The 21,654-nt window shown below is 31.0% G+C and carries 20 protein-coding genes and 1 tRNA gene; 11 read left to right on the top strand and 10 right to left on the bottom strand.

Going from position 1 to position 21,654, the window contains the following annotated elements:
* Positions 1-28: 28 nt before the first annotated feature.
* Positions 29-769, bottom strand: a complete 741-nt coding sequence (locus APS56_RS06430; RefSeq protein ID WP_054726204.1) for a tetratricopeptide repeat protein — start codon at positions 767-769, stop codon at positions 29-31.
* The gene (locus APS56_RS06425; protein ID WP_157757621.1) at positions 766-1,320 is read right to left on the bottom strand and encodes an RNA polymerase sigma factor; all 555 of its coding nucleotides are present in this window, start codon (positions 1,318-1,320) and stop codon (positions 766-768) included. The genes APS56_RS06430 and APS56_RS06425 overlap by 4 nt, the downstream gene beginning before the upstream one ends.
* Before the next feature lie 244 nt (positions 1,321-1,564).
* Here APS56_RS06425 and APS56_RS06420 point away from each other — a divergent pair, with 244 nt between their 5' ends.
* Positions 1,565-1,942: a DUF8840 domain-containing protein gene (locus APS56_RS06420; protein ID WP_054726198.1), complete on the top strand. Its 378-nt coding sequence runs from the start codon at positions 1,565-1,567 to the stop codon at positions 1,940-1,942.
* A gap of 7 nt (positions 1,943-1,949) precedes the next feature.
* Positions 1,950-2,993, top strand: coding sequence for an FAD:protein FMN transferase (locus APS56_RS06415; protein ID WP_082379286.1), 1,044 nt, complete (start codon positions 1,950-1,952; stop codon positions 2,991-2,993).
* 262 nt (positions 2,994-3,255) lie between these two features.
* Here APS56_RS06415 and APS56_RS06410 read toward each other — a convergent pair whose 3' ends face one another.
* The 5 genes from APS56_RS06410 to gpmI all read right to left on the bottom strand — a co-directional run bounded on the left by APS56_RS06410 (position 3,256) and on the right by gpmI (position 7,299).
* Positions 3,256-3,624 carry a DUF423 domain-containing protein gene (locus APS56_RS06410; RefSeq protein WP_054726195.1) on the bottom strand — a complete coding sequence of 123 codons (369 nt, stop codon included), beginning with the start codon at positions 3,622-3,624 and terminating at the stop codon, positions 3,256-3,258.
* A 14-nt stretch (positions 3,625-3,638) separates the two neighbouring features.
* Positions 3,639-4,403: a class I SAM-dependent methyltransferase gene (locus APS56_RS06405; RefSeq protein WP_054726192.1), complete on the bottom strand. Its 765-nt coding sequence runs from the start codon at positions 4,401-4,403 to the stop codon at positions 3,639-3,641.
* 5 nt (positions 4,404-4,408) lie between these two features.
* The gene (gene map, locus APS56_RS06400; protein ID WP_054726187.1) at positions 4,409-5,227 is read right to left on the bottom strand and encodes a type I methionyl aminopeptidase; all 819 of its coding nucleotides are present in this window, start codon (positions 5,225-5,227) and stop codon (positions 4,409-4,411) included.
* Between the two features lie 121 nt (positions 5,228-5,348).
* Complete coding sequence (locus APS56_RS06395; RefSeq protein WP_054731229.1) at positions 5,349-5,753, bottom strand: BT0820 family HAD-type phosphatase; 405 nt, start codon at positions 5,751-5,753, stop codon at positions 5,349-5,351.
* A gap of 28 nt (positions 5,754-5,781) precedes the next feature.
* Positions 5,782-7,299 carry a 2,3-bisphosphoglycerate-independent phosphoglycerate mutase gene (gpmI, locus tag APS56_RS06390; protein WP_054726185.1) on the bottom strand — a complete coding sequence of 506 codons (1,518 nt, stop codon included), beginning with the start codon at positions 7,297-7,299 and terminating at the stop codon, positions 5,782-5,784.
* A 249-nt stretch (positions 7,300-7,548) separates the two neighbouring features.
* On the opposite strand from gpmI, the gene APS56_RS06385 reads away from it, so the two are divergent.
* Positions 7,549-7,938, top strand: a complete 390-nt coding sequence (locus tag APS56_RS06385) for an ankyrin repeat domain-containing protein (RefSeq protein ID WP_054726182.1) — start codon at positions 7,549-7,551, stop codon at positions 7,936-7,938.
* Positions 7,939-7,984: 46 nt separating this feature from the next.
* On the opposite strand, the gene APS56_RS06380 is transcribed toward APS56_RS06385, so the two are convergent.
* Both APS56_RS06380 and APS56_RS06375 read right to left on the bottom strand, forming a co-directional pair.
* Positions 7,985-8,764 carry a M48 family metalloprotease gene (locus tag APS56_RS06380; RefSeq protein WP_054726180.1) on the bottom strand — a complete coding sequence of 260 codons (780 nt, stop codon included), beginning with the start codon at positions 8,762-8,764 and terminating at the stop codon, positions 7,985-7,987.
* Between the two features lie 76 nt (positions 8,765-8,840).
* Positions 8,841-9,302, bottom strand: coding sequence for a GNAT family N-acetyltransferase (locus APS56_RS06375; protein WP_054726176.1), 462 nt, complete (start codon positions 9,300-9,302; stop codon positions 8,841-8,843).
* Between the two features lie 56 nt (positions 9,303-9,358).
* Here APS56_RS06375 and APS56_RS06370 point away from each other — a divergent pair, with 56 nt between their 5' ends.
* Together APS56_RS06370 and APS56_RS06365 are read left to right on the top strand one after the other, a co-directional pair.
* Entirely contained in the window at positions 9,359-9,784 is a 426-nt protein-coding gene (locus tag APS56_RS06370) for a GNAT family N-acetyltransferase (RefSeq protein WP_054726174.1), read from the top strand.
* A gap of 46 nt (positions 9,785-9,830) precedes the next feature.
* Positions 9,831-9,903, top strand: a tRNA-Gly gene (locus tag APS56_RS06365).
* A 524-nt stretch (positions 9,904-10,427) separates the two neighbouring features.
* On the opposite strand, the gene APS56_RS06360 is transcribed toward APS56_RS06365, so the two are convergent.
* On the bottom strand, positions 10,428-11,066 hold the full coding sequence (locus tag APS56_RS06360) for a carbohydrate-binding family 9-like protein (protein WP_054726170.1): 639 nt from the start codon (positions 11,064-11,066) through the stop codon (positions 10,428-10,430).
* 220 nt (positions 11,067-11,286) lie between these two features.
* Here APS56_RS06360 and APS56_RS06355 point away from each other — a divergent pair, with 220 nt between their 5' ends.
* The 6 genes from APS56_RS06355 (at position 11,287) to APS56_RS06330 (ending at position 21,640) form a co-directional block, all read left to right on the top strand.
* Positions 11,287-12,339, top strand: a complete 1,053-nt coding sequence (locus APS56_RS06355; RefSeq protein ID WP_054726167.1) for a substrate-binding domain-containing protein — start codon at positions 11,287-11,289, stop codon at positions 12,337-12,339.
* Between the two features lie 107 nt (positions 12,340-12,446).
* Positions 12,447-13,934 (top strand): sodium:solute symporter family protein, encoded by a 1,488-nt coding sequence (locus tag APS56_RS06350; RefSeq protein WP_054726163.1) that lies wholly within the window; start codon positions 12,447-12,449, stop codon positions 13,932-13,934.
* 27 nt (positions 13,935-13,961) lie between these two features.
* Entirely contained in the window at positions 13,962-15,101 is a 1,140-nt protein-coding gene (locus APS56_RS06345; protein WP_054726160.1) for an N-acetylglucosamine-6-phosphate deacetylase, read from the top strand.
* Positions 15,102-15,558: 457 nt separating this feature from the next.
* Entirely contained in the window at positions 15,559-18,612 is a 3,054-nt protein-coding gene (locus APS56_RS06340; protein WP_054726157.1) for a SusC/RagA family TonB-linked outer membrane protein, read from the top strand.
* 11 nt (positions 18,613-18,623) lie between these two features.
* Positions 18,624-20,126 carry a RagB/SusD family nutrient uptake outer membrane protein gene (locus tag APS56_RS06335; protein ID WP_082379285.1) on the top strand — a complete coding sequence of 501 codons (1,503 nt, stop codon included), beginning with the start codon at positions 18,624-18,626 and terminating at the stop codon, positions 20,124-20,126.
* A 59-nt stretch (positions 20,127-20,185) separates the two neighbouring features.
* Positions 20,186-21,640 carry an arylsulfotransferase family protein gene (locus APS56_RS06330; protein ID WP_054726152.1) on the top strand — a complete coding sequence of 485 codons (1,455 nt, stop codon included), beginning with the start codon at positions 20,186-20,188 and terminating at the stop codon, positions 21,638-21,640.
* Positions 21,641-21,654 lie beyond the last annotated feature (14 nt).

Raw genomic sequence — 21,654 nt, 5'->3', positions numbered from 1 at the left:
TAATTTGTTTTGATGAATTATCATCAAGCTATTCTAATAGTTTTATGAGTTCTTTACTATCAGCTGTATTACTTAAGTTAAAATATTTTTTTGCTAATATCACATTGTCTTCATTTAAATATGCTAACCCCAAATAATAATATGCGTCATTTATTAGCGGGAAGGTATTTTTAGACTCTACAGTTCTTTCTAAAAATGGGATGGCATCATCTCCATTTTTATTAGCCAAATGTGCAACGCCTAAAAAATAATTCAATGTGTCGTTGTTTATTTGTTTTTCACTTAAAATTTTCCAAGTTTGAATCGCTAATTCATAATCTCCATGGTTATAATGGTTCATGGCATTATAAAAATCAAAATGATCAGAGTTATGATTCATGGATGTTGGTAACCCTGAGGCAGGTTTAAAATATGCTGAGTAGAGTCTTTGGTTTGGAGATCTGCTGAAAAACCAAATGCTACCAAATACAATTAATATAGCGGCAGTAGCGGCTATTTTGCTATAATTTAAAAATCGTAAGTTTTTTGTTTGAGGTTCATGTGTTTTTTTATCCTCAATTTCTTCATGAAATATATTTAACTGTTCTTTTAATGATTGTGTTTCAATGCCTAAAAGCATGGTTTTAATGTCTTCAACTTGAGTTTTAAACTCGTCGTCAATTTTAAGATACTCATTAAAATCTTTCAATTCTTTAGCATTCATAGTGCCATTGATGTAACGCTCTATAGCTTCAAGTAATTCTTGTGATATGTCGTTGTTATCTTTCAATTTTTATTTTTTTGAGATAAAACCATGGCTCGTAACTTCTCCATACATTGGTGTTTTTTATTTCTGACTATTGTCTCTTCTATTTTTAATTCAGAGGTGATATCTTTTAATGATTTTTTATCAAAATAAAAGCTACTTAATAAATGTTTGTCAGATTGCTCTAAGTTTTTATAGATATCCATGATTATTTCTAATTTCTTAGTTTTTAAATCCTGTTTGTTTTTAACCTCTTTTTTTCTTGTTCTTGAAATTATTAGGTCTGTGTTTAAAGGTTTTAAATTTTTAAAGGCCTTTGAGCTTAATACCTCTGTCCATTTGTTTTTTGCAATATTATATAAATAGTTTTGTAAAGTTATTTTGTTTTGCGGAATATAAATATCATTTTTTACATGTTTCCAAACAGTTACAAACGCATCTTGATAGACATTTTTAGCATATTCAACTGAGCCATTGTTTTTAAGAATTAAAGCTTCAATTTTGTAATAATTAGAGACATACAATTTTTTTAAAACAATAGAATCATTGTTTTTTATAGCTTCTATAAGTTGCATTTGTTGCTCAGTTTTGTTGACTTGTACCATAAGTTTTTCAATTCATTGGAAATATACAATTAATTAGTAGGAGTCCAAATAGTTAACTATTAATTGATTAATAATTCGGTGATTTACTGTTCTTTATTTTTTGTGTTTTGCGCAGGGTAAGTCTTTTTTAAATTTGATGATTCATTCAAATTATAATATGGAAACAATTGAATAATGTCACCATAAATCTGAACATTTATTTTACTTTTGTTATATGAGTAAACCACTTTCAAAGCAAGAACTTCATAATCTGGCGATGAATCACGTTGGAAAAGATTTAGAACAGCGTGGTTTTGAGTTTATAGCCATAAATAGCAAGCTAAAAAAGCACCCACAATTTGTTTGTATGGATAAAAACAAGCAATATTATTTTGTAATTGTTCGTGCTGTTATACTACCCGAAAATCCTAATAATTATGATGTGGTTTGGATGGAGACTTTTAAAAAGCATGCCAGAGAAAATGATGCTAAAGTATTGTATGCTGGTGTAGGTATTGGGAGTGTGAATGGTGAAAAAGAGCCTATTTATTTAAATCAAGAGTATTTACTTGAATACAATGGAATACAGGTTTTAGAAACTAGTTTGAATTAGATATAAGATGACAGAGAATATAAAAAAAAAGTTTTTCCTTTTAAAAAAAAGAAACAATTGGGATTGTAATAATTTTAAAAAAATAGGAGCATCTTTAATTGTATTTATTATCCTAATTTCGTGTCAAAAGCAAACCACAAAAAACACCATTTTACAAGGTGATATTTTTGGAACTTACTATCGAGTTACTTACGGCTCAGAAATAAATTATCAAAAGCAATTAGATAGTTTGTTTTTAGTTATTAATAAATCCATGTCTACTTATCAGCCAGATTCTAATATTTCAAAATTAAACAGAAATGAATCCAATGATGTAGATGCACATTTTATTAAAGTTTTTGAAACTTCAAAAAAAATTTATAACACAACAGAAGGCGCTTTTGATCCTACCATAGGCATTGTAGTTAACGCTTGGGATTTTGGTCCTAGTGGAAGCATAGAAGATATAGATAAACGTAAAATAGATAGTTTGATGCAGTTTGTTGGATTTGATGTGGTTGAGAGGAATGACAATATTATTACAAAACCAATAGGGGCGTTTATAGATTTTAATGCCATTGCAAAAGGATATGCTGTTGACGTGATTAGTAATTATTTGAAATCACAAAATATTGAAAATTATCTGGTAGACATAGGGGGAGAATTATATGCAAAAGGGATAAATGCAGAAAAGAATAAACCATGGAAAGTAGGAGTGGAAAATCCAAATTTTGATGGGACACAATCTTTAAACAAGGTGATAACTCTTAAAGATAAAGCCATGGCAACCTCTGGCACTTATAGGAAATTTAAAATAGATGAAAATGGAAATAGATACGCACATATTATTGATGCTAAAACAGGTTATCCAAGTAAAAGTAACTTGCTGAGTATTTCTGTTATAGCCGATAGCTGTATGATTGCAGATGCTTATGCTACAGCTTTTAAAGCTATGGGTATGGATAAAGTTAAGTCATTTTTAAAAACTCATCCAGAATTAAAGGTGTTTTTAATTTTTGAAAACAACAATCAAGACATAGAGACACTAGCATTAAATACATTTCCAAAATAATTAGGTGTGACCTTGGGAGTTAATGATTTGAAAGTTTGTGGAAAACGACATGTCATGATGCTTGAATCCAGTCAACTACTTCAATTTTAAATATTAAAACGATTCAAAATTTAAAATCGATTACAATTTATTCTGTTTTAGAAGCCGAGTAATAAGGGCTCAAAATAAAACACCAATATTATTATTATCTTTCAACAGTATTTCTTAATTTAAAAGTATTCAAAGAATATAATGTAGAAACATTGTTTACTGTACTTCTAAGTTACAAAGTGTTAATCAATACCAACAACCAACCTGTTACTAAAAGCAAACCACCAATGGGAGTAATAGGGCCTAAAAACCGAAGCTTTTTCCTTTTAGCATCAGATAATACCAAGCCATAAATACTAAAAGAGAATAAAATGATGCCCATAGTAAAACACCAATAAATAGATAGTGTTGTAAAATCCATATTAAATCCTAAGACTAACAGGGTAATGGCGTGATACATTTGATATTTTACGCCAATTTCAAATTTTTTTAATTGTTCATTAGATAGCATTTTCTTTAAAGCATGTGCGCCAAAAGCACCAAAAATTATTGATAACATGCCGAAAAAAGCACCTGTAGCAATTATAATATTTTGAGTCATTTTAGTAAATCATTTTATTTATAAACTAAAGGAATAATTTCACCCTTAGCTAAGCAGTATTTTCTTATCTCGTCTTCTGAAAGTTGAGACGTATAATCAATTTCTGTAACTTTAAAGCCAATTGAGCGAAGCTTGTTAAAATAATCACGGCCATAAACTCGAACATGATCGTATTGTCCAAAAATCTTAGCACGTTCAGCTTTATCAACAATAGAATCATCTTCAAAAGTTTCAGTACGATTCAAATCTTGTGGTATTTGAAAAATGCCCCAACCTCCAGGTTTCATAACTCTGTACAATTCTTGCATGGCCTTAGTGTCATCGGGAATGTGTTCTAAAACGTGGTTACAAAGGATAATATCAAAGGTGTTGTCTTTAAAAGGAAGTTTGCAAATATCTGCTTTTACATCAGCCAATGGTGAATTTAAATCTGTTGTTACGTAATCTAAATTTTGCATTTTTTTAAACCGCTTATAAAAAGCTTGTTCAGGAGCAAAATGCAATACTTGTAATTTACTAAAAAAGAAATTGGTTTCATGTTTTAAATATAGCCAAAGCAACCTATGACGTTCTAATGAGAGGGTAGATGGCGATAAAACATTGTTTCGCTGATTTCCATATCCATATGGCAAAAAACTTTTAAAACGTTTGCCATCAATAGGGTCCGTAAAATTGTCGCCTTTTAAAAAGAAGGCTAAAATGGGGCGAATAACATAGCTTAGTCTTATTAAAATAGGCCTAGGAATAATATTGAGTATTAACTTAAAAAGTTTTTTCATTCTAACTAAAGCACTAAAGCTTTTTGCCTGAACTCATCTTCTTCAGTTGAATTAATGCCTAAAGCCTCATAGATATAAGCAAAAGTTGAAAGCAGTTCTGGTTTGCCATCTACTAGTGCCACATCATGTTCAAAATGTGCGGATGGCTTATTGTCTAACGTCGTAATAGTCCAGCCATCACGGTGTTGTTTAATGCGGTGTGTGCCCAGATTTATCATAGGTTCGATAGCTACTACCATCCCTTCAATAAATTTTTTACCTCTACCACGTTTTCCGTAGTTTGGCATTTCAGGATCCTCGTGCATTTTACTGCCTAAACCATGACCAACCAATTCTCTAACCACACCATAACCGTGATCTTCACAATACTTTTGAATAGCAAAGCCTACATCACCAACACGGTTGTTTGCCTTAAACTCTCTTATACCTACGTATAAGGATTCTTTGGTTACTTGAAGTAATTTTTCAGTTTCAGAGTCAATATTTCCAACCGAAAATGTATAAGCATGATCACCATAAAAACCATTTTTTAAAGCACCACAATCTATGGATATTATATCGCCTTCAACAAGTGGTGTGCTATTAGGAATACCATGAACAACTTGGTTGTTAGGACTCATGCATAAAGTATTTGGGAAATCGTATAAACCTAAAAATCCAGGAATAGCTCCATGATCTCTAATATGTTCTTCTGCAATTTTATCTAATTCTAAAGTGGTAACTCCGGGCTTAACAGCTTTTGCTATTTCTCCTAATGTTTTTGATACAATTAAGGCGCTTTCACGCATTAATTCAATTTCTTCTTTAGTTTTTACTACAATCATGATTTGAAAATATTTGCAAAGATACTGAAATGGTTAAAAAGTTATGAGTTTTGAGTTAAGAGATATGATTGAATAATTTCTAACTTGATAACTCGAGCTTCTTGAGTGAGAACGGGTATAACTATTTGAAAAAATGAAATAAGCCTTTCTTTTTTTTAGGTTTTGGAGGGGCTGAATTTGTTATCATTTGATAGATTTCTCCCCAGCCTAAGAAGCCACCTATATTTCTATCATCAATAAAAAGATCGGCATGAATTTTTCGACTGATAGTAGTTTTAAATTCTTCTTCAGGAAAACTTTGATTTATAGCATAAAACTCAATACCGTTGTCCTTACAAAAAGCAACGGCTTCATCTAATTTTTCTTCAGACCTATAAGTCCATAAAATAAGCCGATGCCCTTTTTGTTGAAGCATTTTTAATGTTTCAAAAGCAAAAAGCATCGGCTTGCCTATTTTTGGATAGGCGTCCTCTACTATGGTACCATCAAAATCGACAGCAATAATAAGTGTTTCATTAAAATTTATGAAGGTAGATTTAGCCAAAAACAAGTTGTTAAATTAAACTGTGTCGAGTCATAGCGGCTGGTTGTTCTACTCCTAAAAGTTTTAGTACTGTAGGTGCTATATCACCTAATATACCATCTTTTATAGCCTTTAAATCGTTGTCAATTAATATAATTGGAACAGGGTTTGTGGTATGTGCTGTATTTGGAGAGCCATCAGGGTTAATCATGGTTTCACAGTTCCCGTGGTCAGCAATTAATAATGTTGTATAGCCATTTTCTAAGGCTGTAGTAACCACTTCTTTTACGCAAGTATCAACAGCTTCACAAGCTTTTATGGCAGCGTCCATAACACCAGTATGTCCTACCATATCGCCATTAGCAAAATTTAAGCATACAAAATCTACATCACCTTTTTTCAATTCAGGAACTAAGGCGTCTTTTAATTCAAAAGCGCTCATTTCTGGTTTTAAATCGTAAGTGGCTACTTTGGGTGAGTTTCTCAAAATTCGTGTTTCACCTTTAAATTCAGCTTCACGCCCTCCAGAAAAGAAAAACGTAACATGAGGATATTTTTCTGTTTCAGCAATACGTATTTGAGTTTTGTTATTTTTTTCTAAAACTTCGCCTAAAGTTTCGGTTAAATTTTCTTTATTAAAAATAACATTGATATTTTTATAGGTATCATTGTAATTTGTTAAAGTAACATAATGTAGATTGAGTTTGTGCATATTAAATTCAGGGAAATCTTCTTGAGACAATACTTCTGTTAACTCACGTCCACGGTCCGTTCTAAAGTTAAAAAATATGATGACGTCTCCATCTTTAACTTTTGTAAGGGGTTTACCATTTTCATCAACCATAATGATTGGTTTTATAAACTCATCAGTCACATCATTATCATAGTTAGCTTGAATAGATTTGTATATATCTGTAGAAGCTTCTCCAACAGCGTTAACTAAAGCGTCATAGGTTAATTTAACCCGTTCCCAACGTTTGTCTCTGTCCATTGCAAAATAACGCCCTGTTATGGTAGCTAATTTTGTAGGGGTATTTTGTAGGTGGCTGTTTAATGTTGTTACAAAGTCTTTTCCAGATTTAGGGTCTACATCACGGCCATCTGTAAAAGCATGAATGTAGGTGTTTTTTAAACCAAATTCGTTAGCAGCATCCACCAAACCTAATAAGTGATTTATATGAGAATGCACACCACCATCACTTAATAATCCTAAAAAATGGACGTCTTTATTGTTTGTTTTGGCATAGTTAAAAGCATCCACCAATACTTTTTCATTGTTTAGAGTTTTATTTTCAACAGCTAAATTTACTTTTACTAAATCTTGATATACGATACGCCCAGCACCAAGGTTCATGTGGCCCACTTCACTATTTCCCATTTGTCCTTCGGGCAAACCAACATGTAATCCGTCAGTGCGCAAACTTGCACTTGGATATTTTGTGTAAAGAGAATCTATAAAAGGGGTGTTTGCATTGTCAATTGCAGATACTTTTGGGTCTGGAGATTTTCCCCAACCGTCAAGAATCATAAGAATGGCTTTTTTGTTCATTTTGTATTGATTTTAATAGACTTCAAAGATAAAGAAGTTTACTAAGAAAGCTTTCAAAACAACCTGTTTTTTAAGATGATTTTAGAAGGGATTTGAGGTTTATGATACGAACTGGTAGTTTTTGGTGTATTAGTAAAAAAAAATAATTTAAATGAGATATTTTTTCTCATTCTATGTAACAAATTAAAATTATTAGCGTCTGTTAAGTATATCAAACAATCAAATTATTCATCAATTAAATCATTCATCATGAAAAAAACAATCGTTATTACCAGTATGGCCTTATGTTTATCTTTTGTAACCGTAAACGCCAAAGTTTCAAGTAGTTTTTCTAATAGTTTTATTGAAACAATTATACCCAAGGTAAGTCCTTTTTGCATTTCAATAGCCAAAGGCGATATTGAAACAGTGAAAAAACTCATTGAATTAGGATCTGATGTGAATCAAAAATCCAATGGCATGACACCAATTATGTATGCAGCAAAATTTAACAGGACAGACATTTTAAAGCTTTTGATTTCTAAAGGCGCTAAATTGAACATGAAGTCTGATACTGGAAAAACAGCTTTGGATTATGCTAAGTTGCATAAAGCAACTGATGCAGCAGTTATCTTGGAAGATGCATTAAGTAAAGATTAATTGTTTTTACAATTATTTCTGAGTTAGTCACTCTTTAAAAGCCTCACTAATAGAGGCTTTTATTGTTTTTATATTTTTTTATTGATTCTTGAATTTTTTCAATTCTATTTTCAGGGTCTGGGTGTGAGCTTTGAAATTCAGGGATTCTATTTGGGCCTGCAGCAGCTTTTAATATTTCCATAACACCTATCATTTCTTCTGGATTATAACCAGCATTTAACATGAATAGCACTCCTAAATCATCACTTTCTAATTCATCTCCACGACCGTTATTTAAAAGAGTTTGTTGTCCAATACTATTTACCATACCACCCATGTCTGCACCAACAGAAGCACCTTTAGCTACTGTTTGCCAAAAATCACTTTCTGCAATACGTTCTGCAGAATGTCTGCCTAAAACATGACCTATTTCATGACCTAAAACACCAGCTAATTGGTCTTCGTTTTCTAATTTAGAAAAGAGTGCAAAGGTTATAAAAATTTGACCCCCAGGAAGCGCAAAGGCGTTTATGGTATTTTCGTCAGCTAATAAATGAAATTCATATCTATAGGGGGTGTCCTTGGCAATGCTGTTGTTGATTAATTTATTTCCTACATCATCAACTAAAGTTTGATATTGGTCATTTGGATATAAGCCTCCATATTGTGCTGTCATTTGAGGAAGGCTTTGCAAACCAATCGCTATTTCTTGGTCAGAACTCATGTTTATGGTTTGTGTTCGGCCAGTATAGGGGTTTGTTTCTGTACTGCTGCAGCGCTTTATAAAAGCGAAAGCTACAATTGCTAAGCCAATAAGCAATCTAATTTTGAATTTATTACTTATCATTATAATTTTATATTAATGTTTTTAAGTTGCCATATTTTTAGAATTATCCACATTACATAGACCCCAAATGATGCGATTAAGTTACATTATTTTTATCTGTAATGGTTTTATACATGACGTAATGAGTACCTATAGATTCAATATTAAAAGGCTTTCCTATAATTTGATAATCACATTTTTTATAAAAGTTGATTGCGGATTCTCTGGCATTACACCATAAAATTATAGTTTGTTGTTTTTTTAGTTCAGATTCACCATATTCTAAAAGTAGTTTCCCTAAATTGTTACCTTGAAATTTTTTTAAAACAGCCATGCCACGAAGTTGAAATTGATTGGTTTTATTAAGTAGTTTGGTTTCGTTTTTAAAAAATGAAGCTACAGCAATGAGTTTTTCATTTTTAAACAACCCCAGGTGTATTGTGGTTTTTAAATCATCTCCATCAAATATACAAGATTCTATTGGTTTACCTGTACGTAAAACAGGGTGCCTTACATCATGAGTTTCTTTTGAATTTATTTGTTTTATGATGTAGTTCATACTTCATTTAATTATTTTTTTGTTGAAATTAGCACTTTTATTTAAAATATAAATTTATGTCATTTGTTTTTAAAATTATAGATAAAAAGGAGATTAATAGCGTTATTCCTTTGGTTGTGAAATTAAATAGAGGAAAGATTTCTGAAGATGTATTAAAAGAACGTTTTTCAGAAATGATTACTCAAAATTACGAATGTGCAGTCATTTATGAAGGAGAAGTATTAATAGGAGTAGCTGGATTATGGTTTTGTACACGGCATTATGCAGGTAAGAGCATGGAAATTGATCATGTTTATATTGAAGAAGCTTATAGAAACAAAGGGTTGGGACAGCAATTTTTTAAGTGGTTGTATGATTATGCGGAGAGGAAAGGTTGTAAAGTAACTGAGTTGAATACCTATGTGGGTAATGCGCCTTCTCATAAGTTTTATTATAATGAAGGTTTTAATATTTTAGGTTTTCATTTTTTAAAGAAGTTTTAATTTTGCTTGCAGATTTATAAAATGTATTTATATTTGCAGAGGAAATGCGAGAGTAGCTCAGTTGGTAGAGCGTCAGCCTTCCAAGCTGAATGTCGCCGGTTCGAACCCGGTCTCTCGCTCAAGGAGCTTCATAGAAATATGGAGCTTTTTTTATGCTTTAAAGTTTATGTTTGCATTTAATCTTATAATCATCTGGTTAATTTATTGATAAATAGGCAATTCTTTCATTTTGGTGTAGTTTGAAAGTTCATTTTAGGGCAAAAAAGGTTTATACAAGTGGATTGTATAATAATTTAACGAATAAACGAAGAGTTAAGACAGTTATTAGTTAGAAAATGTTAGACATTTATTTAATTTAGGAACAGCAGAATAAGTATCTGCAAGATTAATACATGTAGTCAAGGTTTCTTAAAAATTTAAATAGCAAATATTTAAGAAAATGGATTTAATAATAAGTGCAAGTAGTGTTTCTTTTTGTTTTAGGGTGGGACAAAAAGAAACGCAGTATACTCAAAAATTAATAGATGTAAATAACCTTAAATTCAGTAAACACAATAATAGCATTGTATTCAGCAGGCTGACCTGTGCATTTATGGTTCTTTAGGTGCTAATTAGTGGCAACCATTGAAAGTTTATTTTTAAATTAATTAAATTCGATATCTCCAAAAAACGATTTTAAATGAAAATCTGGTTTTTCAGATTTTATAGTATTCCAAGTTATATAATGAGGTTTAGATAAATCATCACCACATTTATAAAAATTTGCTTTAGCTTTTAGATTTTTAAGAGATTTGAAAGTGTTAAAAGCGAAGGTGTCTAAAGGAATTTTTATGTGTATTTTCCAATTAAATGTTATCAAACTATGTTGATTTATTCTTTTTATTTTAGTTTTAATCTTAATTAAATCTATTGTTTTGGTATCTATTAATCGTCTATTGTGTCTATTAGCTCCCCAGCCTAAAAGACAGGTGCCTAAACAATTAAATTCAAAGTTGTAATAGTTGTCTTCATTTTCAAATGCAATAAAAAACTCAACACAACTATCTTTATAAACAGGATCATTGTGTTTGAAATATGAAGCAGACATTTCAGGCTCTGTAACATCATAATGTAAATATATATTTTGATTGTCGTGAGCTATTTTAAAACGTACACTTCTATTGTTTTCCGTATTTTCCCATGGGTACTCATTAATATGATGGTAATCATAGGGCTTTAAAATTTTATTAATGCCTGTAAATTTATTTTGTGGAATTTGTGGTATGGATATCTTTTTTTTCACGAACTATTTTTATTATTGTATTTTATTATAAATATTGAGTTTCGTTACCGTAAATATAATTTATATTTTTAGTTGTATTAGCTGTTTCGTTATAAAAAATAATATATTTAGCTAACTAAGTAAGGTTTGATATCTTTATTAGTAGTTTGTACTTAAATATATTTTATAAGTATATGCTTTAATTTGTTGTTTGACTTTAGAGAGATAATAAAAGTTTGGTATGGGGAAAGACGAACGTGTTATAGGTATTAAAGATGTTGCGAAAGCTGCTAATGTTGCTTTGGCTACAGTAGATCGTGTTATACATAATCGAGCAGGTGTAAGTAAAAAAACAAAAGAAAAGGTTTTAAAAGTGATAGATAAAATGGGGTATCAGCCCAATATTTTAGCTAGTAACCTGTCAAAAAGCAAGAAAATTGTTTTAGGTGTTTTGTTGCCTGAAATTTCTGAAGAATCTGGATATTGGGAGTTTCCTATGAAAGGAATCATAAAAGCACAAAAAGAATTAGCACAATATCGTATTAAGATTAAGATTTATAATTTCAAACAAAATAATAATGAAGAAATTAGAAAGAGAATTCTTGAATTGATTAATAGTGATATTCAAGGATTGATTTTGACTTCTAAGTTTGCTGATGAGATTGAAATTCTATTAGCCGATTGCAAGCAGAAGAATCGTCCCTATGTTTTTATAGATTCTAACATAAGAAAAATTGATTCATTATGTAGTATCCAACAGCCACTGTTTGAAAGTGGGGAACTGGCAGCTCAATTATTTAATTATTGTTTTACCAAGGGAGAAATTTTAATTCTACACTTAAAAAAAACAATGGATACTGAAGATATAATAGGGTTAAAAGAAAAAGGAATGAATGCTTATTTGAGTGATAATAATCAGGCCATTGTCACAAAGTCGCTTATCATACCTGATTTTAACGAAAATGGTTTCGAGAATGTTTTAACAAAAACTTTAGGTGATAACCCTCAAATCAAAGGCATTTTTATCCCTAATTCCAAAGTTGCATATATCGCAAAGTATTTTAAAAAAAGGGAGGGCAAAAAAATATATCTTATTGGATATGATTTTTTTTATGATGATATTGAATTTCTTGAAAATAATATTATAGATTTTTTGATTTGTCAACGCCCTGAAGAACAAGGGTATCTGGCTGTTGTTAAATTGTTTGAACATCTTATACTAAAAAAGGAGGTAGAAAAAGAAATTATCATGCCTTTAGACATAATAACAAAGAAAAATTATAAATATTATTAATCGTTTTTTCTATTTAAATTAGGTTAGTACTTTTTTTTTTATATTTTTGAGGTACGTTACCGTAATTGTAAAAATCAATTGTTAATTAACTAATTAAAGAAATTAATATGACGCTGCAGCTATTGGATTGGATTGTAATTATTGTATTTTTTTTAATAATGGTGGTTATTGGTGTTTGGGCACATTATAAAAATAAAGACTCTGATGATTATTTTACTGCAGGAGGTAATTTACCTTGGTGGCTGTCTGGTATTTCACATCATGTGTCTGGTTATAGTGGAGCTGTGTTTGTTGCTTATGCAGGATTAGCCTATACACATGGGGTTTCAATTTACGTATGGTGGGCCATGACAGTAGGTATTTCAATTTTAGTAACTATTAATATTTTTCCAGTTCGTTGGGTGCGATTGCGAAAAAAAATTGGGATTCAATCTCCCTTAGAATATCTTTCCATAAGATATGGTATAAAAACACAACAAGTTATAGCTTGGAGTGGTGTCATCCTGAAGTTATTTGATGTTGCTGCTAAGTGGGCAGCCATAGCAATTTTGTTAAAGGTATTTACAGGTATTCCTATTCTTTATGGTGTACTTTTTTCTGGAGGTGTTTCTATTGTTTATATTACAATTGGAGGTCTTTGGGCCGTAACGGTGAGTGATTTTATACAGTTCATAGTTCAAATTGGTGCTGGTATTGCTATGTTTTTTGCTGCGGCATCTAAATTAGGTGGATTAGATTCTGTTTTTACAATCTGGAACCAGTTGCCTGCTAAAAATAGCGAACCTTTTGCTGAGCCATACACAGTTGGTTTTGCCTTAGCTTTCTTGTTTATTAATATGTTGAGTTATAATGGAGGTACTTGGAATCTAGCAACAAAGTATATTTCCTCTCCTAATGAACTAAATACAAAAAGGGCTGCTATATTATCGGGCGTTTTATATTTAATCTGGCCTTTAATATTGTTTTTTCCAATGTGGGCCGCTCCTATTTTATTGCCAAATTTGGAAAATCCTACAGAATCTTATGGACTCTTAACCATTACGCTTTTGCCTAAAGGTATGATAGGTTTAGTATTAGCTTCAATGTTTGCTACAACTATGTCTATGACATCAAGTGATGCAAATACTATTTCGGCAGTTATCACTAGAGATATATTGCCTCTTCATTTTAAGAGGCTTAAGGTTTCTAGCTCAACTAATCCATTAATTGTGGCAAGAAAAGTCACGTTTATTTTTATTTTTTTCACAATACTTATAGCAACTCAATACGAATCCTTTGGAGGTATTTTAGGGCTTATAGTGGCTTGGTTTGCAGCTTTGGTAGGGCCTATTGCGGTACCAATGTTGTTAGGAATGCTTCCTTTATTCAAAAAAAGTGGATCTACAGCTGCTCTGGTTTCTATTTTTGGTGGTTTAATTAGTTTTGCTTTGATTAAGATTTTTTCATTAAGTCTTCCTTTTGCATTAGAAATAAGTTTGCCATTAATTGTATCTGTTTTTTTATATATCCTTTTAGGTTTTATAAATCGAAAAACCATTGTATCTCCAGAGGTTTTAAAATTATTAGAAGCTATTGATGAAAAATCCGAAAACTAATTTTTTAAAATATCGAAACACTCTATAATGAAAGAAATAATTAACTGTGTTGACTGTATTTCAAACGAATTAATTCAAATAGAAATTGATGATAATTTTGAGGTTTCAAGAAAAAGAATAGATGTTAAAAGTGAGGAAACTATATATGTAGCCCCTGGTTTATTAGATATCCAGATAAACGGTTTTTCCGGAGTTGATTTTAATACATTTCCTATTATTGAAAACGATTTTCTTAAGGTAATTAATAGCTTATCTAAAGAAGGAGTTTTGTCTTTTTTTCCAACGATAATTACAAATTCTGATATTAATATTATAAACCTTCTGAAAAATATTAATAAACTATGTCTAAAAAACTCTTTAATTGAGTCTTATGTAAGTGGAATTCATCTTGAAGGGCCATTTATTTCTCCTGTAAAAGAGGCCTCAGGTGCACATTCTAAAAATTATATTAAAGCACCTGACTGGGAGTTGTTTGAAGTGTTTCAAGAAGCGTCTGGAAATAGAATTAAAATAGTCACAATAAGTCCTGAATGGGATAATTCAATAGAGTTTATTACCAAGTGTGTAGCTAATAATATTATAGTATCAATTGGACACACAGTGGCGAGTAATGGGCAAATAGACGCTGCTGTTAGAGCTGGTGCTAAAATGTCTACTCATTTAGGTAATGGTGCGCCTTTATCGCTTCATAGAAACTCTAATATAATATTTGATCAATTAGCGAATAATTATTTAATACCCAGTGTCATAGCAGATGGTTTTCATTTACCTGATAATTTTTTAAAAATAGTGATTCAGGTTAAAAAGAAGCATGTTATTCTAGTTAGTGATTCAACTATGTTTGCGGGTATGGAAGCTGGTGTTTATCATTCTCATATAGGAGGAAAGGTGAAATTAGAAAAAGAAGGAAAGCTTTCTACTTATAAGAATGAAAATGTATTAGCTGGATCTGCGGTTTCTTTGTTGCATTGTGTTAATAAACTTTTTTCAAGTGGAATAGTGAGTTTAACCGAAGCTTGGTCTTTTGCTTCCATTCAACCGAGGGAATTAGTAGGTTTGTCAGATACTAACAATGATTTTATTTTATTTAAATTAAAAGATAATTCCATTCATATTCTAAGTGTATATAAATCTGGCAAACAGATTTATATAAATAGTGAAATTTAAATATTGCACCCTCAAAACTACAGTCACGTCACTTCTATAGGTTAGATGATTTTTGCTGTTTAAGTTTCTGATGTTTGCTTGTAGAGATTTGTCGTGTTTTCGTTTATTAATACTAGGTACAGGGAAAAAATAAATCCATATGTAGCTCTTAGATATACTTTCTAATTTATAAATACAATCGTTTGCATTTTTATCTTTTTTTAACAATATGGATTAATTAACGAATTGTTTTAAATGATGATTATTGTATATCATTTTGGAGTTATTGCAATAATTAATTCAGTTAAATGTGGTATTTGATGTAAAATATTTTATGCAAACGTTTGCATATTAAATTTAATTAGTTATTTTTGAGAAGCAAAAACAAATATTAACTCAAGATATTTTTACTCAAACACGTTGTCTTGTTGGGTTGTGTATTTGTATTTTATTAATTATTTAACCTTATATCTTTTATATGAAAAAGACATTATTAAAAATTATTTTTGTGCTTATCTTTGGGGTATTTCTTCCTATTAATGCACAAGAGAAAAATATTGAAGGCACTTTAACGGATGTGGAAGGAATTCCGCTTCCGGGAGCTACTGTAACTATTAAAGGGACAACAAGAGGTGTTGTGACTGATTTTGATGGAAAATTTTCCATTACAGCTTCACAAGAAAACGTACTTGTTTTTTCTTTTTTAGGATATTCTACCCAAGAAATTAAAATAGGCACACAGACCAATTTAAAGGTAGTTTTGCAACCTGAATTCAATGAGTTAGAAGAAACTATTATTATTGGATATGGTAGTGTTCGTAAAGAAGATTTAACTGGCTCAGTGTCTGTGATTAGTGAAAAAAGTTTTAATCAAGGTCCTGTAGTGGGCGTTGAAAACTTAATACAGGGAAGAGCTTCAGGTGTTCAAATATCCACAACAAGTTCTGAGCCAGGCGCAGATATGCTTGTTCGAATTAGGGGGAATAATTCTGTGAATAGCAACAACAATCCCTTGTATGTGGTTGACGGATTTCCTATGGAGTCTTTGTCTAATAGTATTAATCCAGCAGATATTGCAAGTGTGAGTATATTAAAAGATGCCTCTGCTACAGCAATATATGGAACTAGAGGTGCTAATGGTGTTGTAATTATTACAACTAAACGCGGTAAAAAAGGAAAATCATCAGTGACATATACTGGTAATTATTCAATTCAAGAAGCAAACACAGATGCCTATGACTTTATAGATTCAAGTGATTATGCAATTCTTCAAAATGAAATTGATATTACAAATGGTGTTGCTCCTTCATATACGCAAGAGGCTATAGATAGAATTGAAGAGCTTGGATTGCAAACTAATTGGTTAGACGAGGCTTTTAGAACAGGTTATGTTTCTGAGCATCAAGTAGCTGTTTCAGGAGGAAATGAGGATACTAAAATGTTTTTTAGTGCAGGAGCTTATTCTTGGGAAGGTGTTGTTAAAAACACTTCTTTTGATCGTTATAATGTGCGTTTAAATGCAGATCAAAGCTTATTAGAAGGTAGAGTAAAAGTAGGTGTTAATACATCGCTTTCTGCTACCGAGAGTGACTTTTTAGGTTTCTCAGCAAGTTCATTACAAGATAATATTCTGAGAGGTATTTTTCAAACAAGCCCTTTAAATCCTACCTATGACCTTTATGATACATTGTCAACAGAAGATAAGGCGTTGATTTACGGTACTTCTTCTCCTCGAGATCCCTTAGAAACATTAGAGATAATGGATAATAAAGGAACTAATTATTTTGTGTTGGCAAATGCTTTTTTGGAAGCTAAGATTTTTAAAGATTTTACTTTTAAAACTCAAGGAGGCGCTAGAATTGTGAATCAAAAAATTAATCAATTTTTACCTTCAACATCAAGTTTAGTAGCCTCTTCTTTGGACCCAGGTTCTGCTAGGCAAAGTCATTTGTTGTATAAATATTATACGTATTCAAATTTGTTGAGTTATGATAAATTAATAGGGAAGCATAGTATAAACGCTATAGCTGGATACACACATGAATGGAGTAGTGAGGAGTATTTTTCTGCTGGTTCAAGTGATTTTACAACTGATGCATTGGGGTATTATAGTTTACAAGGTGGAGCCACAATATTAACTCCGTCTTCATATGTGGCTGATAGTGAATTAGCGTCTTATTTGGCTAGGGTTAATTATATTTTTGATGATAGGTACCTTCTTACTTTAACTTATAGAAGAGATGGGTCTTCAAAATTTGGAGAAGGTAATAAATGGGGGAACTTTCCTGCTGCTGCAGTGGCGTGGAATGTACATAATGAAAGTTTTTTTAATAGCGGTTTAATTTCGCAATTGAAGCTAAGGTCAAGTATAGGTATAACAGGTAATGATAGATTTGGTGTTGGATTAGGACAGAGTACATTTTCTCCATCTGCTTCAGTAACAACTGATGGTTCAACTTTATCTGTGGGAACCATATCGTCTCGTGTTGGTAACGAGGATTTGCAATGGGAAGAAACTAAAAAGTTTGATTTGGCTTTAGAACTTGGCTTTTTTAATAACAATTTAACAATGGAATTAGGATATTATAAGAACAATACAACCAATTTATTGTTAAATAAAACAATCGCGCCTTCAAACGGTATTGAATCTATTTTGACAAATGCAGGGGAGGTAGAAAATAAGGGAATTGAACTTAGTTTAAATTATAAAAAGACCTTTAATAATGGATTCGGTTGGACTTCAAATCTTAATTTTTCACAAAATGAAAATACAGTCATAAGTCTTGAATTAATTGAAGGAACAGATTTCTTGCCCGGAGAAGAAGCAAGAATAGATGGTAATGTTAGTGGGTCATATTCTGTTTTGGAAGAAGGTCTTCCAGTAGGCACCATCTATGGGTATAGATATTTGGGGGTTTTACAAGATGGAGAAACATCTTTAACACAGCCTACGGCTCAGCCAGGGGATCCCTTATTTGAGGATATTAACGAAGATGGGCAAATAACAGGAGAAGATAAAGAGTTAATTGGTAACGGTTATCCTAAATTTAATGTAGGTTTTAATAATTCATTTAATTATAAAAACTTTACGCTTTCAGTGTTTTTAACAGGAGTATTTGATGTTGATAAATTGAATGGTAATAATGTTATAGGTTATCAATACAATACATTGGCAATAGCTAAAGACCGATGGACTCCTAGTAATCCAGAAGGTACTTTACCACAAAATTTGTGGCAAGGTGATCAATGGGTAAATGATTATTTTGTTGAAGATGCATCCTACATTAGGCTAAGTAACGTAAGTTTATCATATGATTTCAACAAAAATGTATTAGATAAAATAGGCTTAGCTGCTCTACAATTAAGTTTTGTAGCTACAAATTTAGCAACATGGAGTGATTATTCAGGTTTTGATCCAGAAGTAAACTCAACAAGAACTTCAGGTACAAATCTTAATACAGGCGCAGGGTTAGATGCATATTCTTATCCATATCAAAAATCATTTACACTTGGAATTAAAGTAGGAATTTAAATCAAAAAATTATGAAAGAAAAGAAAATATTAAGAGTAAGGCTTTACTATATGATTTTTATATGTTTAATTACATTAAATTCATGTAATGATGATTTAGAAGAAGAACTTAAAGGACAATTGTCAGAGTCTAGTATTAGTACTGAAAGTGATGCTACTGCATTAATAGACGGAGTTTATAATGGATTCTTAGCTGGTGGATGGGATTATTACGCATCAGGTGAATTGGCAAGAGTTACAGATGGTATAACAGATGTTTTTGTGCTAAATGATTCTAAATATAGAAATATAGAAACCTATAACTGGACAGATGAAAATATAGCGTCAGAATTATGGGCAAGTATTTATACAGTTGTTGATAGAGCAAATTGGGCCATTCTTTTAATAGAGGGAATAAACGAGAGTGCTTTTAGAACTGCTACAAAAGAACAGCTTATAGCTGAAGCAAGGTTTTTAAGAGGTTTAGCTTATTTTGATCTTACGGGCTTATTTGGTGATGTACCTTTAAAATTGGAGCCTACAAAATCGGATGAAGTAGGTTTACCTCGTACGGATGTTAATTTGGTATATGAACAAATAGAAGCTGATTTTGAATATGCTTCTATCCATTTACCAGGCAGGTCTGGCACACCAGGCAAAGCTTCAAAAGGAGCTGCTTATGGCCTTTTAGCAAAAACACAGTTAAGACAACTTAAGTGGGAATTAGCAGAAGATAATATTGATAAATTAATAGCACTTGGTGAATATAATTTATTTACTGAGGATAATTTTTTAAAACTGTTTTATGAATCTAATGTTTTAGATGATGAATTTATTTTTTCAATTTTATCGTTAGGGGAATCTTATAGTGTTGCTTCTAACCACCACTTGAAATTCTTTACACCTTGGGGGTATGATACAGGATGGGCTACTGTTGGGCTACCTGTAGAAATATATAATGAAATGGAACCGGGTGATGAACGTAGTGAAGTGTATTTACAAGAATATCCATATTTATATGGAGGGGCAATTAAAGATGCTATTGATGATTTTGGTTTTGTTATAAATAGAAAATTTGGAACTTTTAATCGCGATGTTACATCTCCAGGTACGGGAACATCAGCAGCTTATAGAAATTATGGAATTTCTAAAATGGGGGTACCTGTTTTACGTTATGCTGACGTATTACTATTAAAAGCCGAGATTGAAAACGAATTAAATGGTCCTACCGATATAGCTTATGATGCAATAAATGAAGTTAGAAATAGATCTGGATTATCAGACCTTACTGATGGATTAAGCAAGGAAGCATTTAGATCAGCTGTGCTTAATGAACGTGCTATTGAATTAGCGGCTGAAGGCCATAGAAAAGATGATTTAATAAGACAAGGAGTTTTTGTGTCCAAATTGAATCAATATGTTCAAGATCAAGGGTATTCTGTAACAATAACAGATGATTATAAATTAATGCCTATTCCACGTACAGAGCTTGATTTAAATCCTAATATGGAACCGAACCCATCTAATAATTTTTAAAATACTAAGTAAGGTTTGGTCTTATTGTAGATAAGACCAAACCTTTTAATCATTTTTATATGCATAAGTTTCTACTTGTATTATTACTTGTTTTTCAATCTTGTAGCTATATTTCTAATAAGTTGGCTCCCAAAATAGGCGTTATAGAAATAAAATCTGTGAAAGATAATGCTCTTAAAATTAAGATTGATGTAGAAACAACAGAAGGATCTGATGCGTACATTCAATATTGGAAATATATAAATAAAGAAAAAACAGATTCTGTTATTTCCTATTCTCCTATATCAAAAAATAATAGTTTACATGAATTAATGTTAATAGATGTAAATTTAAATACTGATTATAATTTTAATGTAGTTGTACAAAAAAAAGCATTAAAAAGAATTAGTAAAACATATGATTTTTCAACGGTAGAAAAAATTCCATGGGTTCCCTATTTTAGGGATGTAGATAGTATTTCAGATGTTAAATTTGATGGATATCTTCACTTCCACTCAAGGCAGATTCCAGGTTATATGTTTATTACCAATGGAGAAGGGAAATTAGCTTCTTATTATAAAAATGAAGCTAATTTTAAAGTCTCTAAATGGACACATAAAGGAACGTTGTTAGGAATATTAAGCAGTGATACATTACATTTTACCAATGGAAAAAAAATTATTGAATATGATAAATTTGGAAACGTTTTATTAGAAATTGAAACAGGAAAAGACAATATAAAACATTCTTTTCATCATGAAGTTGATCTAGATGAAAAAGGCAATATCATGACGCTTGTTTATAATCACAAAGTTATGGATTTGTCTTCTGTTGGGGGAACAAAAACTGATACTATAAAAGGAGATGGTATTCTTGTTTTAAATCATAAAAAAGAAATTGTTTGGCAATGGTCTGTATTTGATATTGTAAATCCTTTAGATGATGATGATATTTTAACATCCAAAGAGGATTGGTTACATGCCAATGCTTTATTTAAAGATAAAAAAGGGGACTATTATATCTCATTTAGAAATATTAGTCAAGTATGGAAAATTAATGGCAAAACAGGTGCTTTAATTTGGAAATTAGGTGGTGTAGATGGTGATTTTAAAATGACTGATGAAGCTGTGTTTTCTGGTCAGCATGATATTAGAATTAATGAAAATAATGACTTGGTATTATTAGATAATGGTAATTTAAGGTTTAAACCTGGTTTTGAAAGATCTTCTAATAATAGAAAGTTATTGGACATGAATTTATATTCACAATCAAGATTGTTAACACTTTCAATAGATACCATTCAAATGAAAGTAAAACAAAAAGATATTGTTTCTTTTCCTAAGAAATATTTTACGCATTCTCAAGGAAGTGCTGAATATATTAACGATAGTCTTGTTGTTTTTTGTAGTACTAATACCAATAGGATAGTATTTACAAATAAGCAAGGAAAGGTTTTAGGAAACATGCCTTTAGAATATTCTACCTATAGAGTTCAATATTTAAAAGAAATTTATAGCACTAATTATGCTGAATAATTTTTGATTCAAAA

The organism is Pseudalgibacter alginicilyticus (genome assembly GCF_001310225.1).
Taxonomy (GTDB): Bacteria; Bacteroidota; Bacteroidia; order Flavobacteriales; family Flavobacteriaceae; genus Pseudalgibacter; species Pseudalgibacter alginicilyticus.
The sequence above is the reverse complement of the archived record's forward strand: the minus strand, read 5'-3'. Positions and strand labels throughout refer to the sequence as shown.